The following is an 18,088-nucleotide window of genomic DNA, read 5'->3' as shown; positions in this document are numbered from 1 at the left end:
TCGCGTCGGCTATTTGACGCTCCCGGTGGTCTTCTTGGCCTGCTCGACGAATTTGTTGGTGAAGGTCTTGCTGACGTCGATCTTGGCGTTCGCCACCTCGGGCGAGCCGACGCTGAACACTGCAAGCACGGCGTCGGCACCCTTCGGGTCCATCTTGCCGGTCTCGGAATACATCGGGATCGTATTCTTCAGTGCGGCAAGATAGAGATCCTTGTTCTTGCCGACGGTCTGCTCGGGCATCTTCGCCATGATCTCCTCCGGCGTATGCGAATGGATCCAGGCGAGCGTGGCGAGGATCGCATTGGTGAGCGCCTGCGCCTCCTTCTCATGGCCGTTGATCCAGGCCACGGTCGAATACAGCGCGCCGCCCGGATATTCGCCGCCGAACGTCTCCAGCGTATCCTTCTGGGTACGGGTGTCCGAGAGGATACGCAGATCCTTGTGGCTGCCCTGCAGCACGGTCACGGACGGATCGAGCATCACTGCCGCGTCGATCTGGCCCTGCTCCATTGCGGCCACCGCAGTGGCGCCGAGGCCCACCCCGATGACGGCGGCGCTGGTGGGATCGAGCCCGTTCTTCTTGAGCATGTATTTCAGGAAGAAGTCGGTGGAGGAGCCGGGCGCACTGACGCCGACCTTCTTGCCGGCGAGATCCTTGACCGACTTGATGTCGTTGGTGCGCGAGGGCGCGACCACCAGAACGAGGCCGGGATAGCGGTCATAGACCACGAAGGATTGCAGCTCCTGCTTCTTGGCGGCGAGATTGACGCAATGGTCGAAATAGCCGGAGACCACGTCGGCGCTGCCGCCGAGCACGGCTTTGAGCGCATCCGAGCCGCCCTTGAGGTCGACGAGCTCGACACTGACGCCGGCCTTCTCGTATTCGCCGAGCTGCTTGGCCAATACCGTCGGCAGATAGCACAGGCAGGAGCCGCCGCCGACCGCGATGGTGACCTTGCTTTGCGCCGCGGCAAGCGAGGTGGTGAGCGTCAGCGCGAGCAGTGCGCCGGCGAGCCTGGCAATCGTGTTCTTCATTGGTTTCCTCCGTTCGGCCGCCGGCACCATAGAGCAGCGGGCCTGGCTTGAGAAGCTCCGCCTGAGCGGGCTGGCCATCAGCCCCTCGGCGCAATAGCGGTGCCCAACACACGTCCGCGATCGCATCGACGCGATCAAATAGACCTGCTTCCTACCCCCGCCCGTCCGACGCGGCCGGCCGCCACACCAGGAGGCGCCGCTCCACCAAGGTGACGCCGAAATCGATCAGGATGACGAAGGCCGACAGCACGAACATGCCGGCGAACACGCCGGCGACATCGAAGATGCCCTCGGCCTGCTGGATCAGATAGCCGAGCCCGGCCGCCGATCCCAGATATTCGCCGACCACCGCGCCGACCACGGCGAAGCCGACGGAGGTATGAAGCGACGAGAACATCCACGACAGCGCCGACGGCCAATAGACATGCTGCATCAGCTGCCGCTCGCTCATGCCGAGCATGCGGCCGTTGTCGAGCACGGTCCGGCTGACCTCCTTGACGCCCTGATAGACGTTGAAGAAGACAATGAAGAACACCAGGGTGACGCCGAGCGCGACCTTGGACCAGATGCCGAGCCCGAGCCACAGCGCGAAGATCGGCGCCAGCACGACACGCGGCAGGGCGTTGACCATCTTCACATAGGGGTCGAACACCGCGGCGACCAACGGCTGGCGCGCGAACCAGAAGCCGACCAGGACGCCGCCAAGCGATCCGATCACGAAGGCGAGGATCGATTCCGCGAGGGTGATGCCGAGGTGCTTCCAGATCACGCCGGAGGCGAACCATTTCACGATCTGGCTGAACACGTCCAACGGGTTGGAAAAGAAGAACGGCGGCAGCAGGATCTTGCCGAACACGGGAACGGTCGACAGCACCTGCCACAGCACCAAGCCGACGACAGCGACCAGGATCTGCAGCGCAAACAGCGTCGTGCGCGACATCAGACCACCTCCGCCGCCTGCGTGGACTGTGCGTACCCCTTCATCACCTCGTCCTTCAGCACGCTCCATATCTCGCGATGGAGAGCATGGAATTCCTTGTCGAGGCGCACCTCGAAAATGTCGCGCGGGCGCGCCAGGCCGACGCGCCAGTCGCCGATGATGCGCGAGGATGGCCCCGCCGACATGATCACGACGCGGTCGGCGAGCGCGATGGCCTCTTCGAGATCGTGGGTGACGAACAGCACGGCCTTGCGGTCGGCACTCCACAGATCGAGCAGCAGATTGCCCATGACCTGGCGCGTCTGCGCATCGAGCGGCCCGAACGGCTCATCCATCAACAGGATCTTCGGATCGCGGATCAGCACCTGCGCCAGCGCCACGCGCTTGCGCTGGCCGCCCGAAAGCATGTGCGGATAGCGGTTCGCGAAGGCGCCGAGGCCGACGGCGGTCAGCCATTTCTGCGCCTGCGACAAGGCTTCAGCGCGCGGCGTGCCCTTTACCTCGAGTCCGATCGCGACATTGTCGAGCGCAGTCTTCCAGGGGAACAGCGCATCAGCCTGGAACAAATAGCCGGCATCCCGATTCAGCCCCGCCAATGGCTGGTCGAAAATCCTGACGCTGCCCGCGGCGGGCTTGAGCAGGCCCGCCGCGACGTTGAGCAGCGTCGATTTTCCGCACCCTGTGGGCCCGACAATGGCGACAAACTCGCCCTGTGCCACCGCGAGATGGGCCTTCTCCACCGCCGTATAGACCCGGCCGTCACCCAGCCGGAACGCAACCTTGGCATCTTCCAGCGCCACTGCCGTGGGCGTCGTCATGTGCTTCCTCCAACTCAGGCCGATGCCTTAGCCGCTCGTGCGGCCAAGTTCAATCAAGCCGCCAAGCGTGCTACGCATGGGGACTTGCCGTGCTCTCACCCTCCCCTGGAGGGGGAGGGTCGGTGCGCATGAAGCGAAGCGGAATGCGAACCGGGGTGGGGTGACGGTTTCTCCGCGTCGAATACTGCCCGCGTCGACAGATCACCCCACCCCGCTCGCGCTGCGCGCGATCGACCCTCCCCCTCGGGGAGGGTAAGAGAAAAGAGAGCTCTCCCACGATGTCTTCCAAGCTGGCGATCAGCTACCAGCGCGTCACCAAGCGCTTCGGCTCCCTTGCAGCCGTCGATAACGTGTCGCTCGACGTCGCGGCGGGCGAGTTTGTGGCGATCGTCGGCGGCTCGGGCTCGGGCAAGACCACGCTGCTGCGGCTCGCCAACCGGCTGATCGAGACCGATAGCGGCACCATCACCGTCGAAGGCGAGGACGTGCGGAATGTCGATCCGGTCGCGCTTCGGCGCCGGGTCGGCTACGTCTTCCAGAGCGGCGGGCTGTTTCCGCATCTGAGCGTCGCCGACAATATCGGCATCACGCCGAAGCTGCTCGGCGAGCCGGCTGCGGCCGTTGCAGGCCGCGTCGACGAGCTGCTGGAGCTCGTGCAGCTCGACCGCGCAACGCATCGCGACCGGCTGCCCGAGGCGCTCTCCGGCGGCGAGCGCCAGCGCGTCGGCGTGGCGCGGGCGCTCGCGGCAAGGCCCCGCATCGTGCTGATGGACGAGCCGTTCGGCGCGCTCGATCCCCTCACCCGCGATGCGCTCGGTGACGATTATCGCGCGCTGCACCGCAAGCTCGGCCTGACCACCGTGATGATCACCCATGACATGACCGAGGCGATCCTGCTCGCCGACCGCATCGCAGTGATGCGCGGGGGACGATTGCTCGCACAGGGTACGGCTGCGGAGCTCTCGAGCAGCAGCGACGATTACGTGCTCGAGCTGTTGCGTACCCCGCGGCGCCAGGTCGAGCGGCTGAATGCGTTGCTGCCGATGGGCGGTGCGGCATGAGCCTCTTCACCGATCCGCGCTGGGGCGAGGCGCTGTCGCATCTGCCGGACTACCTCGGCAACCATGTGCGGGTGAGCCTCGCCGCCCTCGCGCTTGGCCTCGCCGTGAGCCTGCCGCTGGCGATCCTGACGCGCAACCGTCCGGCGCCACGCGGCATCCTGCTCGCGTTGGCCAGCATCGTGCAGACCGTACCCGGGCTGGCGCTGCTCGCGCTGTTCTATCCACTGCTGCTGCTGGCTGCTTCCGTCACGCTGGCCTGGTTCGGCGTATCTTTCTCCGCGTTCGGCTTCCTGCCGGCGATGCTGGCACTGGCGCTCTATTCGATGCTGCCGGTGCTGCGCAACGGCATCACCGGCCTCAACGGCATCGATCCCGCGCTGATCGAGGCTGCCGAGGGCGTCGGCATGACCGCGCGGCAATCGCTGCTGATCGTCGAGCTGCCGCTCGCGCTACCGGTGATGATGGCCGGCATCCGCACCGCGGCGGTGTGGGTGATCGGCACCGCGACGCTGTCGACGCCGATCGGGCAGACCAGTCTCGGCAATTACATCTTTGCCGGCCTCCAGACCCAGAACTGGGTCTTCGTGCTGTTCGGCTGCGTGGCTTCCGCTCTCCTCGCGCTCGCAGTCGACCAGTTGCTTGGGCTGATCGAGAGCGGCCTGCGCCGCCGCAGCCGTGTGCGCAGCGGTCTCGGGGCGCTCGGAATCGCGGCCCTGGTTGCAGCAACGCTGGTGCCGACCATGGGGCGCTCGTCGTCAGGCTATATGGTTGGCGCCAAGACCTTCGCCGAGCAATATGTCCTGTCGGCATTGATGAGGGACCGCCTCGAGGCGGCGGGCCTCTCGGCGGCCGCACGCTCCGGCCTCGGCTCCAGTGTGATCTTCGGGGCGCTGAAGGCCGGCGACATCGATCTCTATGTCGACTATTCCGGCACGCTCTGGGCCAACCAGCTGCATCGCACCGACATCAAGCCGCGCGCAGAACTGGTGGCGGAATTGAAGACGGCGCTCGCCAAGGACGACATCACCCTGCTCGGCGAGCTCGGCTTCGAGAACGCCTATGCGCTGGTGATGCCAAGACGACGTGCCGATGCGCTCGGCATCCGAACCGTCGCCGATCTCGCCGCACATTCGGCCACGCTGTCGATTGCCGGCGACTACGAGTTCTTCTCGCGGCCCGAATGGGCTGCCCTGCAAAAGGCCTATGGGCTGCAGTTCCGCGCCCAGCGCCAGATGCAGCCGGACTTCATGTATGCGGCCGTTGCCAGCGGCGAGGTCGACGTCATCGCTGGCTACACCAGCGACGGCTTGATCGCCAAATACGAGCTCACAGCGCTCGACGATCCCAAACGCGCGATCCCGCCCTACGACGCCATCCTGCTGCTTGCGCCGAACCGCGCCGGTGACGCGCGACTGCAGGCGGCGCTCAAGCCATTGCTCGGCAAGATCGACATCGCCACCATGCGCGAGGCGAACCTGCGCGCCAGCGGCAATGATGCGAATTCATCGCCCGATGCGGTGGCGAGGTGGCTGTGGGAGAAGGTGGGCGGGCGATAAGGTGAGACTTCGTAGGGTGGGCAAAGGCGCGTAAGCGCCGCGCCCACGGTCTCTGAGTGTGAGAGGTGGTGGGCACGCTTCCGCCTTCGCTCTCCGAGCTACGGCGGACAAGTCGCTTTGGCCACCCTACGGATTCTCAGGATGACGGTAAGGGCTACAGCCCCCGGATCATCCCCGCGTCGATCAGCAGCCGGTTCAGCCGCCGCGCCTCGGCGCCATCCTTGCAGCCGTAAAAGATGCCTTTGCAGCGGAGCATGATCTCCCTCTGCTCGGCAAAGGACGGGTCGAGCGGGATGCCGGCGGCTTCCTGAACCACCAGCGGCAGATAGGGACCATCGATCGTGTCCATCACGGCCTGACTTCCAACCGGCTCGAAATTGATGGCGTCGATGGCGTAATAGGTCGCGTAGAGGCGCGCATCGTAGGCGTCGAGCTTCTTGCCGATCGCGCCCTCGTCGAGCCCGGGCTCCAGGATAGCAGCCGCAAACTCCGGCTGATGATCGCCGTAGCGAACGATCAGGAATGGCTCGCCGGGAAAGGTCCTCTTCAAACCGGCAACGAACGCCTTGTACTGCTCTGCGCTCATGGTCTGGCGGCGCAGATATTCATCGATGGACGGCACATTGCCCGGCGCGCGCCAATTCGGCAGCAGATCGGGACGGAAGCGGGTCTCCCAGGGGAAGTGGTTGGCACCGAGATAGATGAAGGCGAACAGCGGCTTGTTCGGCGGCTGCTGGCCGATCAGCTGAAGCGCCTTGTCGTAGAAGAAGCTGTCGGGCTCGACACCCTTGGCGCCCAGATCCTTGGAATCGAGGAAGCGCTCGATTCCCGTCGTCATCTGGAAGCTGCGCGCGCCCATGAAGCCGCCATGGGCGGGATAGAGCGACAGCGTGTCATAGCCGCAGCGGCGCAGCGCCAGCGGCAGGCCGCGCTCGACCCGGTTCGAGGCGATGCGGGTGACGAAATAGGCGAAGCGGCCGAATGAACGCGAGGAAAGCCCTGCGAGCACGTTATACTCGGTGAACCAGCTCGGCCCGCCATTGCTCTCGGCGAGGAACGTGCGCTGCTTGCCGTCCCACGATTTGAAATAGTCGCCATAGCGCGGCGGCACCTTGATGCCCTGGGCGGCGCGGATGTCGAAGCTCGATTCATCATGGATCATGATGATGTTGGGCCGGCGGCCAGCCGGGTGGCAGGCATCGACCAGCGGCATGTTGAGCCGCTCGCCGGTCGAAGCAGACGCCTCCATGAAGCCGTATTGCGCAAAATCGGAGACGGCCGTGACGCCCGAGCGGAAGAATTTCGAGAGATAGCCGTCGTCGTAATAGCCGCGCCAGGCCTCGTCCGGGTGATAGAGCGAATAGCAGACCAGGGCGGCAAGGCAGGCGAGCTTGCAGGCGAGCGCCGGCAGGCGGCGGATGCGGAACGGATCGAGCCACCACAGCGCATACATCAGCGGCAGCGTGACCAGACCGGCCAGGATCACCGACCAGCGTAAGTTCGGGAAGATCGTGAACAGGAACGCGACGGAGTCGCGGTCGATCATCATCAGGTCGATGAAGTTGACCGTCATCTGCACGACGTCGTGCTTGAGCCGCGACAGCAGCACCAGCACGACCACCATGGTCAGCGACAGCGCACCCGACAGCGCGGGGCGACGCAGCAGCGTGATCCAGAAGAAGTTGAGGATGCCCCAGGCCAGCGCGAAGGACAGGCGCGAGCCGAAATCGGTCTCGGTCTCGTACATCAGGGCGAGTGCCGCCAGATGCGGCGCTGCAACCGCGAGCAGCCGCCAGATGCCGAGCGCGGCGACGCTCGCCAGCACGGCCGTCGTGGCAGAAGGACCTGGATTGGGCGCGGACGCCATCGACGACACGCAACTTCTGGTCCGGCGCGGTGATGCCAAGCCTGGCTGGCCGACCCAAAAACAGCCAGGGCGTCCGGAGCAGCCGGAAGCCTGCACCGTGTCATAAAACTGTAACGGAATGATCAAGGAGAGGCAACGCGCGGCGCGGTCCGACCTTCGCTTAATGTTAGCGGGCTGCGCCGTACGGCATCGACCAGAGCCGCTGGCCCGCTAGGGCTTTGCGATACCTGCGATGAACAGGTCGATCACCCCCTCCGCCATCCGCTCGATCTCGCCCTCCCCGACGCCCCAGCGCGGGAAATGGCCGTCGAGATTCATCCGAGCGAAACCGTAGACGAGGGCGCGCCCGGCGACCTGGATACGCTTGAGGTCGGCCGACCGCAGCAGGCCTTGCTCTGCCGCGTCGACCAGCATCTGCTCCGTTAGCGCGATCAGCTCGGCGTTGTCTCGTGTCAGGTCCGGCGAGCTGCCATGGGCAAAATAGCGCCCGGTCGAGATGATCTCGAAATGCGCGGGATTGCGCATGGCCCAACGCAAATAGGCGAGACCGAAGGCGCGGAAGCGGGCGAGCGGGTCGGCGGCCGGAGCCTCGCGCAGCGCCGCATCGATCTCGGCGCGAAAGCGCCGCTGCGCCTCCTCGGCCGCGGCCGCCATGAGCGCATCGCGGTTGGGAAAGTGTCGGAACGGCGCCCCCGGCGACACCGCGGCCCGGCGCGCGGCCTCCCGCACCGAGACTTCGGCGCCTTCCGCTGCGAGTTGCAGCGCAGCATCGATCAACACGCGGCGGAGGTCGCCGTGATGGTACGGCCGGGCTTCCGTGGCAGGGCGGCGGACACGCGGCTTGGACGGCTGACGAACAGGCATGGATCCTTCTAGCCTCACCCGAACGTGAATGTAAGCAATGATTACACCGTTGACGGCGCATTCACGCCGAATGTAATCGATGATTGCATAGAGAGGGAGGTCGCCATGTCCGAACGTCGAAGCTGGCTCGAAGGGTGGCGGCTGCTGGCCGTTCTCTGCGTGAGCCTCGTCGCACTCAGCCTATGGATCGCCTCGATGCGGCAGTTCGAGGTCGAGGGCGTTCGCACGGTGATCCGCTTCACGGCGCGAAGCTCGCTCCTGTTGTTCTGCCTCGCGTTCAGCGCCGCGGCGCTGGCGCGGCTGTGGCCCAATGCCTGGACGCGCTGGCAGAAGCGCAACCGTCGCTATCTGGGCCTCAGCTTCGCGGCCTCCCACGCCATCCACGCGGCGGCGATCATGACGTTTGCCGGGATGGATCCGGCCGGATTTGCCGAGGCCACCTCGGCAGCCTCCTACGTCTTCGGCGGCATCGGCTACGGCTTCATCATCGCAATGGGCGCGACATCGTTCGACCGCACCGCCGCACTGATCGGCCCGCGCGCCTGGCGGGCCCTGCACCTTGTGGGCGGCTATTACCTCTGGCTCCAGTTCATGGTCTCGTTCGGCAAGCGCGTGCCGACGATGCCGCTCTATGCCGCCTTCCTGCTTCCGCTGCTCATCGTGCTGGCGCTGCGCATGATCGCGATGGCCCGCGATCCGCGTGGGCAGACCGTCCCGGCGGGCTGATGCGACGCCGTATTTGGCAGGAGCCGAGCCGCTCAACTGCGCTTCAGGCCGGGGAAAGAATGAGAGAGCGATGTCTCGCCGAGACGAAAAGAGCGAGACCGCTGTTTGCGATCTCGCTCGACCATAGCCGCCAAGGTCCAAGATTTGGCTTGGCGAGCGAAGCTTGAATTTCGCTCGTCATTCCGGGGCGCGCGCTGAGCGCGAACCCGGAATGACGGCGCAGACGTCAGTTCTTGCTCTTGTCGACCAGCGCGCCCTTCTTGATCCAGGGCATCATGTCGCGCAGCTTCGCGCCGACTTCCTCGATCGGGTGCTCGGCGAGCTTGGCGCGGGTCGCCTTGAACGAGGTCTGGTTGACCTTGTTCTCGAGCATCCAGTCGCGGGCGAACTTGCCGCCCTGGATGTCGGCCAGAACCTTGCGCATCTCCTTCTTGGTCTCGTCGGTGATGATGCGCGGGCCGGTGACGTACTCGCCGTACTCGGCGGTGTTGGAGATCGAGTAGTTCATGTTGGCGATGCCGCCTTCATAGATCAGGTCGACGATCAGCTTCACTTCGTGCAGGCACTCGAAATAGGCCATCTCCGGCGCATAGCCGGCTTCGACCAGGGTCTCGTAGCCGCCCTTGATCAGCTCGACCAGGCCACCGCAGAGCACCACCTGCTCGCCGAACAGGTCGGTCTCGCACTCTTCCTTGAACGTGGTCTCGATGATGCCGGCGCGGCCGCCGCCGATGGCGGAGGCGTAGGACAGGCCGAGGTCGTGGGCGTTGCCCGAGACGTCCTTCGCAATTGCGATCAGGCAGGGCACGCCGCCGCCGCGCTGATATTCCGAGCGCACGGTGTGGCCGGGGCCCTTCGGCGCGATCATCAGCACGTCGAGGTCGGCACGCGGATCGAGCAGGTTGAAGTGAACGTTGAGGCCGTGCGCGAACACCAGGGCAGCGCCCTTCTTCATGTTGTCGTGCAGGTGCTCGCGGTAGATGTCGCCCTGGAGCTCGTCCGGGGTCAGCATCATGACGAGGTCGGCCCATTTGGCAGCTTCCGCAACTTCCAGCACCTTGAAGCCGGCGGCTTCCGCCTTCTTCGCCGAAGCCGAACCCTTGCGCAGCGCAATGGCGACTTCCTTTACGCCGGAATCCTTCAGGTTGAGCGCATGGGCGTGACCCTGGCTGCCGTAGCCGACGATGGCGACCTTCTTGCCCTTGATCAGGTTCAGGTCGGCGTCGCGATCGTAATAAACACGCATAGGTCGTTTCCTCGTTCAGGGCCGAAATCGGCCAATGGTCAGTGTCCGAAGGGTGAAATTTGCGGATTTCGGGGGCTGTCTAGAGCATTTTCAGCCCTGAGGGAAACCCGTTTCTGCATGGAAATCCGCGACATCATGCATCCATGAAAACGGGGTAGAGGGAGGCCAGCAGCAGGATCGCCATCAGGATGTTGAAGGCGCGGACCAGCCGCTCGGAAGTCAGAACCGGCCGCAATGCGGTACCGAATAGCGCCCAGACTACCGTCGAGACCGTGCCGACGACGAGGCTGATCACGGTCTGAATGGCGATGTTGAGCGGGAATTGGGCGATCGCCGCATAGGCAGTGATGGTGCCGATCACGATCACCCAACCCTTGGCATTGATCCACTGGAACATGGCCGCGCCCCAGAAGGTCATGGGGCCGCGGCCATTCTCCTCGCCCGGCTTGGCCGGACCGGCCATGGCGATCACAGCGGCGAGATAGATCAGATAGGCGGCACCGGCATATTTCAGGATGGTCTGGAGGATCGGATAGGCCAGGAACACGGAGCCGAGCCCGAGGCCGACCGCGGCGACCATGAAGGCGAAACCGAGCACGATGCCGACGATGTGCGGGATGGTGCGCCGGAAGCCGTAGGTCAGGCCGGAGGACAGCAGCATGATGTTGTTCGGCCCGGGCGTGAAATACATCACGACCATGAAGACGAGGAAGGCGTAGAGCAGCGAGTACGTCATCATCACCCTCACGCAGTCTTCGGTAGAACTTGCGGGCGCTTCGCCAGCACCATCACGGCGATCCCAAAGATCACGGTCAGCATGCCGGCGAGGCGCAGCGGCCCGAACCGTTCGCCGAACACGATGCTGGAGGCCGCCGAGCCCACGAACGGCACCAGCAGTGCGAACGGCACCACTTGTGCAGCCGGATAGTCGCGCAAGAGGCGGCCCCATAGCCAATAGGCGATGCTGGTGGAAATGCCGCCGAGCATCAGCATGCAGAGCGCCGATGTGAGCGACATGTGCGTCAGCGACGTCCAGGTCGGCGCCGGACCGTTGGCGATCAGCGCCAGCACGAACAGCGGCACGGCCGAGGCGAGGCAGAGCCAGGCGAAGAGATCGAACATCGGCACGCCGCGGGCGCCGCGCAGCAACAGATTGCCGATGGCGAAGCTGAGCGGCGAGACCATCAGAACCGCGAAGGCGCCGACGCTGAAATCATAGCCGACGGTGCCGCAGATCATCAAAAGGCCCGCCGCGGCAACGACGATCCCCAGAGTCTGCACCGGCGTCGGCCGCTCACCGAACGCGAGCGCGGCAAAGCCGATCGTGAACAGCGCCTGGCTCTGCACCACGACGGAGGTCAAACCCACCGGCACGCCGTGGGCGATACCATAGGCCTGAGACAGGAACTGGCCGAGGAACAGCGTGAAGCTGATCGCGATCAGCAGTGACCAGGCGACCTTCGGCTTGGAAATGAACAGGCACGGCACCGCGGCGATGGTGAAGCGTAACGCCGTCATCAACTCCGGCGACAGCTCGTCGAGCGCGATCCGGCTCGCCACGAAGGCAAGCCCCCAGATGATCGCCACCATGACGGCGATGAGGATGTCGGCCGGCTTCATTGTTGTTTCCGGTTCTGCTTTGTCTCGCAGCCCTGTTTGTTGTTCTGGTCTAGCCTTGCTCGCCGGCTTTCGGTTTCCGCAGCAGATACGTGCCGTGCATCGGCGCGTGGTAGTCGGCCGCGACCAGGGTGAAGCCGACGTCGGTCAGCATCCGCTCCATCACCCAGCCGAAGGTGGAATATTCATCGCGCATGTGAGTCACCACGCCCTCGCGGGAGAAATCGTGGTTCTTGATCTGGAAGTCGGCCCATTGCTCGACGTCACGCTCGATCGCGTCGGGCATCGATGAGTAAACGATGTCGCGGAGAAAAAATGTCGCCCCGGGCTTGAGCGCGCGAAAAATCCGCGACATCGCCACCGCCTTCCAGAAATCCGGCAGGTGGTGCAGCGTGAACTCGCTGACGATGAGATCGTAGGATTCCGGCCGGTAGGCGAAGCTCAGCAGGCCGGCGGATTGGGTGCGCACAGGCGCCTTGCGGTCGCGGGCGTAGATCTCGGCGAGCGCCAGCATGGCCGGGGAAATGTCGATGGCGTCGACGTCGGCCCCCATCAACGCCGCTTCGGTGGCGAGCACGCCGTTGCCGCAGCCGATATCGGCGATGCGCCAGCCGCGCTGGACCCCGAGCATCTTCAGCGCGGCGCGCGCGCGCAGATCAGCATCGTCATGGTTGTCGTAGATCGAGGCCACAGCGGGCTCGATCCCCATCCGGTTCCGCTCGTTGTAGTACCAGTCGCGCGCCAACATGGCTCACATCCCTTCAGGCCCGCGACCTATCGCGGCAACACCCGTGCGCGACACCTCGACGAGGCCGAGCGGGCGCATCAGATCGATATATTGATTGATCTTGTCCGTATTGCCTGTGATCTCGAACACAAAGCTCTCGGTGGTGGCGTCGATCACACGGGCGCGGAACGCATCCGCCAGCCTGAGCGCCTCGACCCGATGCTCGCCCTGCCCGCGCACCTTGACCATCGCCAACTCGCGCTCGATCGAGCGCTTGGTCTGGGTCATGTCGACGACCTGGTACACCGGGATCATGCGGTCGAGCTGGTTCTTGATCTGCGCGATCACCATCGGCGTGCCCGTGGTGACGATGGTGATCCGCGACAGATGCTTCTGGGCCTCGGTCTCCGAGACCGTGAGGCTCTCGATGTTGTAGCCGCGCCCCGAGAACAGGCCGATGACGCGCGCGAGCACGCCCGGCTCGTTCTGCACGAGCACCGCAAGCGTATGCGTCTCGTTGGGATCGTGACGGTCCTCGATGAAATAGGCGGATGCGGGCTGGTTCATTGTCGTCCCCTCTTGTCTCTCCGTCACGCCGTCGCCGGCGCGTCCGTCCCGACCCAACGGCGGAACAGATCGAAATCGATATTGCCGCCGGACAGCACGAGACCGACGCGCTTGCCCTTCAGCTTGCTCTTTTCCTGCAGCGCCGCCGCCAGCGCGGCAGCACCGGCGCCTTCGGCGAGATTGTGCGTGTCGGTCCAATAGGCGCGGATCGCGAGCGCGATCTCACCGTCCGTAACCTGGACGATGCGCGAGGCGCCCTTGCAAACAAGCGCAACAGCTTCCGCGTCCGGAAAGCGTGTCGCCACGCCATCGGCCAGCGTGTCACTGGTCTCGGTCGTTACGACCTTGCCGGCCGCGAACGAAAGTGCATATGACGGCGCCTCGGTCGATTGCACACCGATGATCTCCGTCTTCAGGCCCAGCAAGTCGCGCACCAGGATGCAGGCGCTGATACCGGAGCCCTGCCCGATCGGAACGTAGAGCACGTCGAGATCGGGCACCGCGCGGAACAGTTCCAGTGCGTAGGTCGCCACCCCCAGCACGAGGTCAGGGTGGAACGACGGCACCATGTGCAGGCCTTCGAACTGCGCGCGGCGCCCGGCTTCTTCGCGCGCCAGCTGGAAATCGTCGCCGTGCTCGACCAGATCGGCGCCGAACGCGCGCATGGCATGGTTCTTCTCAACCGAATTGCCTTTTGGCACGTAGATCACGGCGGGCACGCCGTGACGCCGCGCCGCGAAAGCAAGACTTTGGCCATGATTGCCGCGGGTGGCCGAGATGATGCCCGGCACGTTCGGCCGCTCTCGCTTCAGCCGATCGAGATAGACCAGGCCGCCACGCACCTTGAAGGCGCCGGTCGGCGTGTGGTTCTCGTGCTTGACCACTACCGCGGTGCCGAGCCGGCGGCTGAGCAACGGCCAAGCATGCGCTGGCGTCGCCGGCACCGCCTGCCCCACGATCGCATGTGCGCGCTCGAGTTCGTTCAGGTCGAACATGGCGTCACACCAACGCCTTGCCGCCGGCGAATGCCTTCGCAGTCGCCTCGTCGTTGGCCTGCTCCGGCAGCAGCATCTCGTTGTGGGCCTTGCCGGAGGGGATCATCGGGAAGCAGTTTTCGAGCGCCGCGACGCGGCAGTCGAACAGCACCGGGCGCTTGACCGAGATCATCTCCTTGATGGCGCCATCGAGATCGGCCGGCTTGTGCACCTGAAGCCCGACGGCGCCGTAGGCCTCCGCGAGCTTGACGAAATCCGGCAGCGCTTCGGAATAGGAATGCGACAACCGGTTGCCGTGCAACAGCTGCTGCCACTGGCGCACCATGCCCATGTACTGGTTGTTCAGGATGAAGATCTTGATCGGCAGCTCGTACTGAACCGCCGTCGACATCTCCTGCATCGTCATCTGCACCGAGGCATCGCCGGCAATGTCGATGACGAGGCTGTCGGGATGGGCCACCTGAACGCCGACCGCGGCCGGCAGGCCGTAGCCCATGGTGCCGAGACCGCCCGAGGTCATCCAGCGATGCGGCTCCTCGAAGCCGTAGAACTGCGCCGCCCACATCTGATGCTGGCCGACCTCGGTCGTGATGTAGGTATCCTTGCCGCGCGTCTGCTCGAACAAGGCCTGGATCGCGTGTTGCGGCAGGATGACGTCGCTGCTCTTCTTGTAATAGAGCGAGTTGCGGGCGCGCCATTGCGCAATCTGCTGCCACCACGACTTGATGTCGGGCTTCTTCGCCTCCGCCTTGAACACCTGGAGGATGTCGCCGAGGACGTTGCCGCAATCGCCGATGATCGGCACGTCGACGCGGATGTTCTTGTTGATCGAGGACGGATCGATGTCGATGTGGATCTTCTTCGAGCCGGGTGAAAACGCATCGACGCGGCCGGTGATGCGGTCGTCGAAGCGCGCGCCGACGCACAGCATGACGTCGCAATCATGCATGGTCATGTTGGCCTCATAGGTGCCGTGCATGCCGAGCATGCCGAGCCAGTTCTTGCCCGACGCCGGATAGGCGCCGAGGCCCATCAGCGTCGAGGTGATCGGGAAGCCGGTGACCTCAACCAGCTCGCGCAACAGGTGGGTCGCCTCGGAGCCGGAATTGATGACGCCGCCGCCGCTGTAGATCACGGGACGCTTGGCGTTCGCGAGCAGCGATACCGCCTTGCGGATCTGCGTCGCATCGCCCTTCACGCGCGGCGCGTAAGAGCGGTGCACGTCGGACTTGCGCGGGGGATGGTAGGTGCCGGTGGCGAACTGCACGTCCTTGGGAACGTCGACCAGCACCGGGCCCGGACGGCCCGAGGTGGCGACGTAGAAGGCCTCATGCAGCACCTTGGCGAGATCGTTGACGTCGCGCACCAGCCAATTGTGCTTGGTGCAGGGACGCGTGATACCGACGGTGTCGCATTCCTGGAACGCGTCGTTGCCGATCAGATGCGTCGGCACCTGGCCGGAGATACAGACCAGCGGAATGGAGTCCATCAGCGCATCCGTCAGCGGCGTCACCATGTTGGTGGCGCCGGGGCCGGAGGTCACGAGCGCAACGCCCGGCTTGCCGGTGGAACGCGCATAGCCCTCGGCGGCATGGCCCGCGCCCTGTTCGTGGCGGACCAGGATGTGCTGGACCTCGCTCTGCTGGAAGATCTCGTCATAGATCGGAAGCACCGCGCCGCCGGGATAGCCGAAAATGTCGGTCACGCCGTGATCGATGAGTGCGCGGACGATCATCGCGGCGCCCGTCATCTGGTTCGGATCGTGGCTCTTGTCGCTCATTGGCTTGCTCCGGATGCGCTGTTGTCAGCGGCTTCGTTCGTGTCGGGTTCGGGAAATAAAAAAGGCCCCGAAGAGGGCCCATGCACACCGCCTGTCATGTGGATGGCAGCTAGCCACCCCCGGCGGTGTGCCTGGGTACGACGGCGATAAGGAGTTTGGTAATAATGTTACGCATGGCGGCGCTCGGCTTCCCAAAGGTTGCGCGAAACATAGCGGCCAAACCTTGGATGTCAAGGCAATGCGGCCGTTCCCGCGCGATTTCGGCAGTGTAGCGGTGTTCCCCGGGTTCGGCGAGAGGTAAATTCGGGAACCCGGCACAAAAGCGCGTCAGTCGGTGCGCCGTTCCGTCGGCACGGCCGCGGCGAGCCATCCGCTCGCTTGCTCCGGCCTCACCCATTCGAAGTCCGGCAGCTGGTGCCGGAACCAGGTGAATTGCCGCTTGGCGTAATGGCGCGTATCGGCGCGGCCAATGCTGGCGGCCTCCTCCAGGCTGAGCTCGCCGCGCAGGTGCCGGATCAAGGATGGCACGCCATGGGCCTTCATGGCCGGCAGCAGCGGATCGAGATGCCTGGCGGCGAGCCGCTCGACCTCCTCGAGCGCGCCGGCGCCCAGCATGGCATCGAAACGGGCATCGATGCGGGCATAGAGCTCGTCACGCTCGGGTGCGAGGAAGACCGCGCGAAATCTGTCCTTGGGCAGCAGCGGTGGCTGTCCCTCCCGCTGCCAATCGAGCAGCGAACGGCCGGTTGCCTCGATCACCTCGAGCGCGCGGGCAATGCGGGTGCGGTCGCGCAGGTTCAATCGCTCGGCCGCGCGCGGATCGCGGACTGCGAGTTCCGCGTGCAGCGCTTCGACGCCGTTCCGTTCCAGCCGCGCGCGCACATCCTCGCGCAGCTCGGCGGGGATCGGCGGCACCGCGGAGAGACCTGTGGTCAGCGCCTTGAAATAGAGCCCGGTGCCGCCAATGATGATCGGCAGCTGTCGCTGCGCCCTCGCCTCGTCGAGCGCCTTCGCCGCATCGCTTACCCAGGCACCGGCCGAGAAATTCACGGCGGCATCGACGTGGCCATAGAGACGATGCGGCGCGAGCGCCTCGTCCGCCGCGGTCGGCCGCGCCGTGATGATGCGGAGGTCACGATAGACCTGCATGGAATCGGCATTGATGACGACGCCGCCGGCGGCACGCGCAAGCTCCAGCGCCAGCGCCGACTTGCCGCTGGCGGTCGGGCCTGCGATAAGCACGGCCTTGCTGGAATACCCCTCGCTCACGAAAACCTCAAATGTCCCTCGTCGCCACGCTGATCTGCAACCCTGACAATCCCGCGCTCGACTCGACCATCGTCGATGGCGCCCGCGCCGTGCTGCCGCAGGCGGCGCCCGCGCACTGGCTGTTCGACAGGGTTGCGGTCGACATCCCCTTCGGCGCGGACAGTAACCTCGAAGGCGACCGCAACGCCATCGAGCAGCGGCTCCGCGAGCTCCGCGGCGATTTGCCCATCGACATCGTCGTGCAGCCTGTCGGCTTCCGGCGCAAGAAGCTTTTTCTCGCCGACATGGACTCCACCATGATCGGCCAGGAATGCATCGACGAGCTCGCCGATTTTGTCGGGGTCAAGGCGCATGTCGCTGCCATCACCGAGCGTGCGATGCGCGGCGAGATCGAGTTCGAGCCGGCGCTGCGCGAGCGCGTCGCGCTGCTCAAGGACCTGCCCGCCAGCGCGGTCGACGAGGTCCTGGCCAAGCGCATCACGCTGACGCCGGGCGGCCGCGAGCTGGTCGCCACCATGCGCGCGAACGGCGCCTATACCTGCCTCGTCTCCGGCGGCTTTACATTGTTCACGCGCGCGGTCGCCGCCAAGATCGGTTTCCAGGAGAACCGCGCCAACGAGCTCGTCGTGCGCGACGGCAAGTTCACCGGCGAAGTGAAGGAGCCGATCCTGGGCCGCGCGGCGAAGCTCGCCACCTTGGTGGACCTGATGGAATCGTTCGATCTCGACGACATCGACTCGGTCGTGGTCGGCGACGGCGCCAACGACCTTGCGATGATCCAGGCCGCGGGTCTGGGTGTCGCCTATCACGCCAAGCCGGCGGTGGCGGCCGCCGCGGCCGCGCGGATCGATCACGGCGATCTCACTGCGCTGCTGTATGCGCAGGGGTATCGGCGGGACGAGTTCGTGGAGGGGTAAAGCCTCCCCTCTCTCTGTCATCGCCCGCGAAGGCGGGCGATCCAGTATTCCAGAGACAGCGAAGCTAGAACCGAGAAGCCGCGGCGTACTGGATGCCCCGCCT

The 18,088-nt window shown here is 65.2% G+C and carries 17 protein-coding genes; 4 read left to right on the top strand and 13 right to left on the bottom strand.

Annotation, left to right across the window (positions count from 1 at the left end):
- Positions 1-9: 9 nt before the first annotated feature.
- From I6F28_RS25355 to I6F28_RS25345, 3 genes are all read right to left on the bottom strand, one after another.
- Complete coding sequence (locus tag I6F28_RS25355; RefSeq protein WP_225141610.1) at positions 10-1,035, bottom strand: ABC transporter substrate-binding protein; 1,026 nt, start codon at positions 1,033-1,035, stop codon at positions 10-12.
- A gap of 151 nt (positions 1,036-1,186) precedes the next feature.
- Entirely contained in the window at positions 1,187-1,975 is a 789-nt protein-coding gene (locus I6F28_RS25350; RefSeq protein ID WP_036006641.1) for an ABC transporter permease, read from the bottom strand.
- Positions 1,975-2,793 carry an ABC transporter ATP-binding protein gene (locus I6F28_RS25345; protein WP_225132242.1) on the bottom strand — a complete coding sequence of 273 codons (819 nt, stop codon included), beginning with the start codon at positions 2,791-2,793 and terminating at the stop codon, positions 1,975-1,977. The genes I6F28_RS25350 and I6F28_RS25345 overlap by 1 nt, the downstream gene beginning before the upstream one ends.
- 278 nt (positions 2,794-3,071) lie before the next feature.
- On the opposite strand from I6F28_RS25345, the gene I6F28_RS25340 reads away from it, so the two are divergent.
- The gene (locus I6F28_RS25340; protein WP_225141609.1) at positions 3,072-3,854 is read left to right on the top strand and encodes an ATP-binding cassette domain-containing protein; all 783 of its coding nucleotides are present in this window, start codon (positions 3,072-3,074) and stop codon (positions 3,852-3,854) included.
- Entirely contained in the window at positions 3,851-5,410 is a 1,560-nt protein-coding gene (locus I6F28_RS25335) for an ABC transporter permease/substrate-binding protein (protein ID WP_225141608.1), read from the top strand. Before I6F28_RS25340 ends, I6F28_RS25335 begins: the two co-directional genes overlap by 4 nt.
- A 154-nt stretch (positions 5,411-5,564) precedes the next feature.
- Here the strand turns inward: I6F28_RS25335 and I6F28_RS25330 are convergent, their stop codons facing one another.
- Entirely contained in the window at positions 5,565-7,277 is a 1,713-nt protein-coding gene (locus I6F28_RS25330; RefSeq protein WP_225141607.1) for a sulfatase-like hydrolase/transferase, read from the bottom strand.
- Positions 7,278-7,487: 210 nt separating this feature from the next.
- The gene (locus tag I6F28_RS25325; protein ID WP_225141606.1) at positions 7,488-8,141 is read right to left on the bottom strand and encodes a TetR/AcrR family transcriptional regulator; all 654 of its coding nucleotides are present in this window, start codon (positions 8,139-8,141) and stop codon (positions 7,488-7,490) included.
- Between the two features lie 105 nt (positions 8,142-8,246).
- Here I6F28_RS25325 and I6F28_RS25320 point away from each other — a divergent pair, with 105 nt between their 5' ends.
- Positions 8,247-8,867, top strand: a complete 621-nt coding sequence (locus I6F28_RS25320; RefSeq protein WP_128263130.1) for a hypothetical protein — start codon at positions 8,247-8,249, stop codon at positions 8,865-8,867.
- A gap of 226 nt (positions 8,868-9,093) precedes the next feature.
- On the opposite strand, the gene ilvC is transcribed toward I6F28_RS25320, so the two are convergent.
- From ilvC to miaA, 8 genes are all read right to left on the bottom strand, one after another.
- Positions 9,094-10,113 carry a ketol-acid reductoisomerase gene (ilvC, locus tag I6F28_RS25315; RefSeq protein ID WP_036006621.1) on the bottom strand — a complete coding sequence of 340 codons (1,020 nt, stop codon included), beginning with the start codon at positions 10,111-10,113 and terminating at the stop codon, positions 9,094-9,096.
- A 133-nt stretch (positions 10,114-10,246) separates the two neighbouring features.
- Positions 10,247-10,849: a LysE family translocator gene (locus I6F28_RS25310; protein ID WP_036006650.1), complete on the bottom strand. Its 603-nt coding sequence runs from the start codon at positions 10,847-10,849 to the stop codon at positions 10,247-10,249.
- Between the two features lie 8 nt (positions 10,850-10,857).
- A complete protein-coding gene (locus I6F28_RS25305; protein WP_225137977.1) occupies positions 10,858-11,733 on the bottom strand; it encodes an EamA family transporter in 876 nt (291 codons plus the stop codon).
- A 49-nt stretch (positions 11,734-11,782) separates the two neighbouring features.
- Complete coding sequence (locus I6F28_RS25300) at positions 11,783-12,478, bottom strand: class I SAM-dependent methyltransferase (protein ID WP_225141605.1); 696 nt, start codon at positions 12,476-12,478, stop codon at positions 11,783-11,785.
- A 3-nt stretch (positions 12,479-12,481) separates the two neighbouring features.
- Complete coding sequence (gene ilvN, locus I6F28_RS25295) at positions 12,482-13,024, bottom strand: acetolactate synthase small subunit (protein WP_018640841.1); 543 nt, start codon at positions 13,022-13,024, stop codon at positions 12,482-12,484.
- A 23-nt stretch (positions 13,025-13,047) separates the two neighbouring features.
- Positions 13,048-14,019 carry a threonine dehydratase gene (locus I6F28_RS25290; protein WP_225141604.1) on the bottom strand — a complete coding sequence of 324 codons (972 nt, stop codon included), beginning with the start codon at positions 14,017-14,019 and terminating at the stop codon, positions 13,048-13,050.
- 4 nt (positions 14,020-14,023) lie between these two features.
- Entirely contained in the window at positions 14,024-15,799 is a 1,776-nt protein-coding gene (locus tag I6F28_RS25285; protein ID WP_036025002.1) for an acetolactate synthase 3 large subunit, read from the bottom strand.
- 327 nt (positions 15,800-16,126) lie between these two features.
- Positions 16,127-17,068 (bottom strand): tRNA (adenosine(37)-N6)-dimethylallyltransferase MiaA, encoded by a 942-nt coding sequence (miaA, locus tag I6F28_RS25280; protein WP_225141603.1) that lies wholly within the window; start codon positions 17,066-17,068, stop codon positions 16,127-16,129.
- Between the two features lie 11 nt (positions 17,069-17,079).
- Between miaA and serB the strand changes: the two genes are divergently transcribed.
- The gene (gene serB / locus I6F28_RS25275; protein ID WP_225141602.1) at positions 17,080-17,985 is read left to right on the top strand and encodes a phosphoserine phosphatase SerB; all 906 of its coding nucleotides are present in this window, start codon (positions 17,080-17,082) and stop codon (positions 17,983-17,985) included.
- Positions 17,986-18,088: the final 103 nt, after the last annotated feature.

Origin of the sequence: Bradyrhizobium sp. NBAIM14, assembly GCF_020193895.1 — a bacterium.
Taxonomy (GTDB): Bacteria; Pseudomonadota; Alphaproteobacteria; order Rhizobiales; family Xanthobacteraceae; genus Bradyrhizobium; species Bradyrhizobium yuanmingense.
Note: the sequence above shows the minus strand (reverse complement) of the source record. Positions and strands in the feature narration are given on the sequence as shown.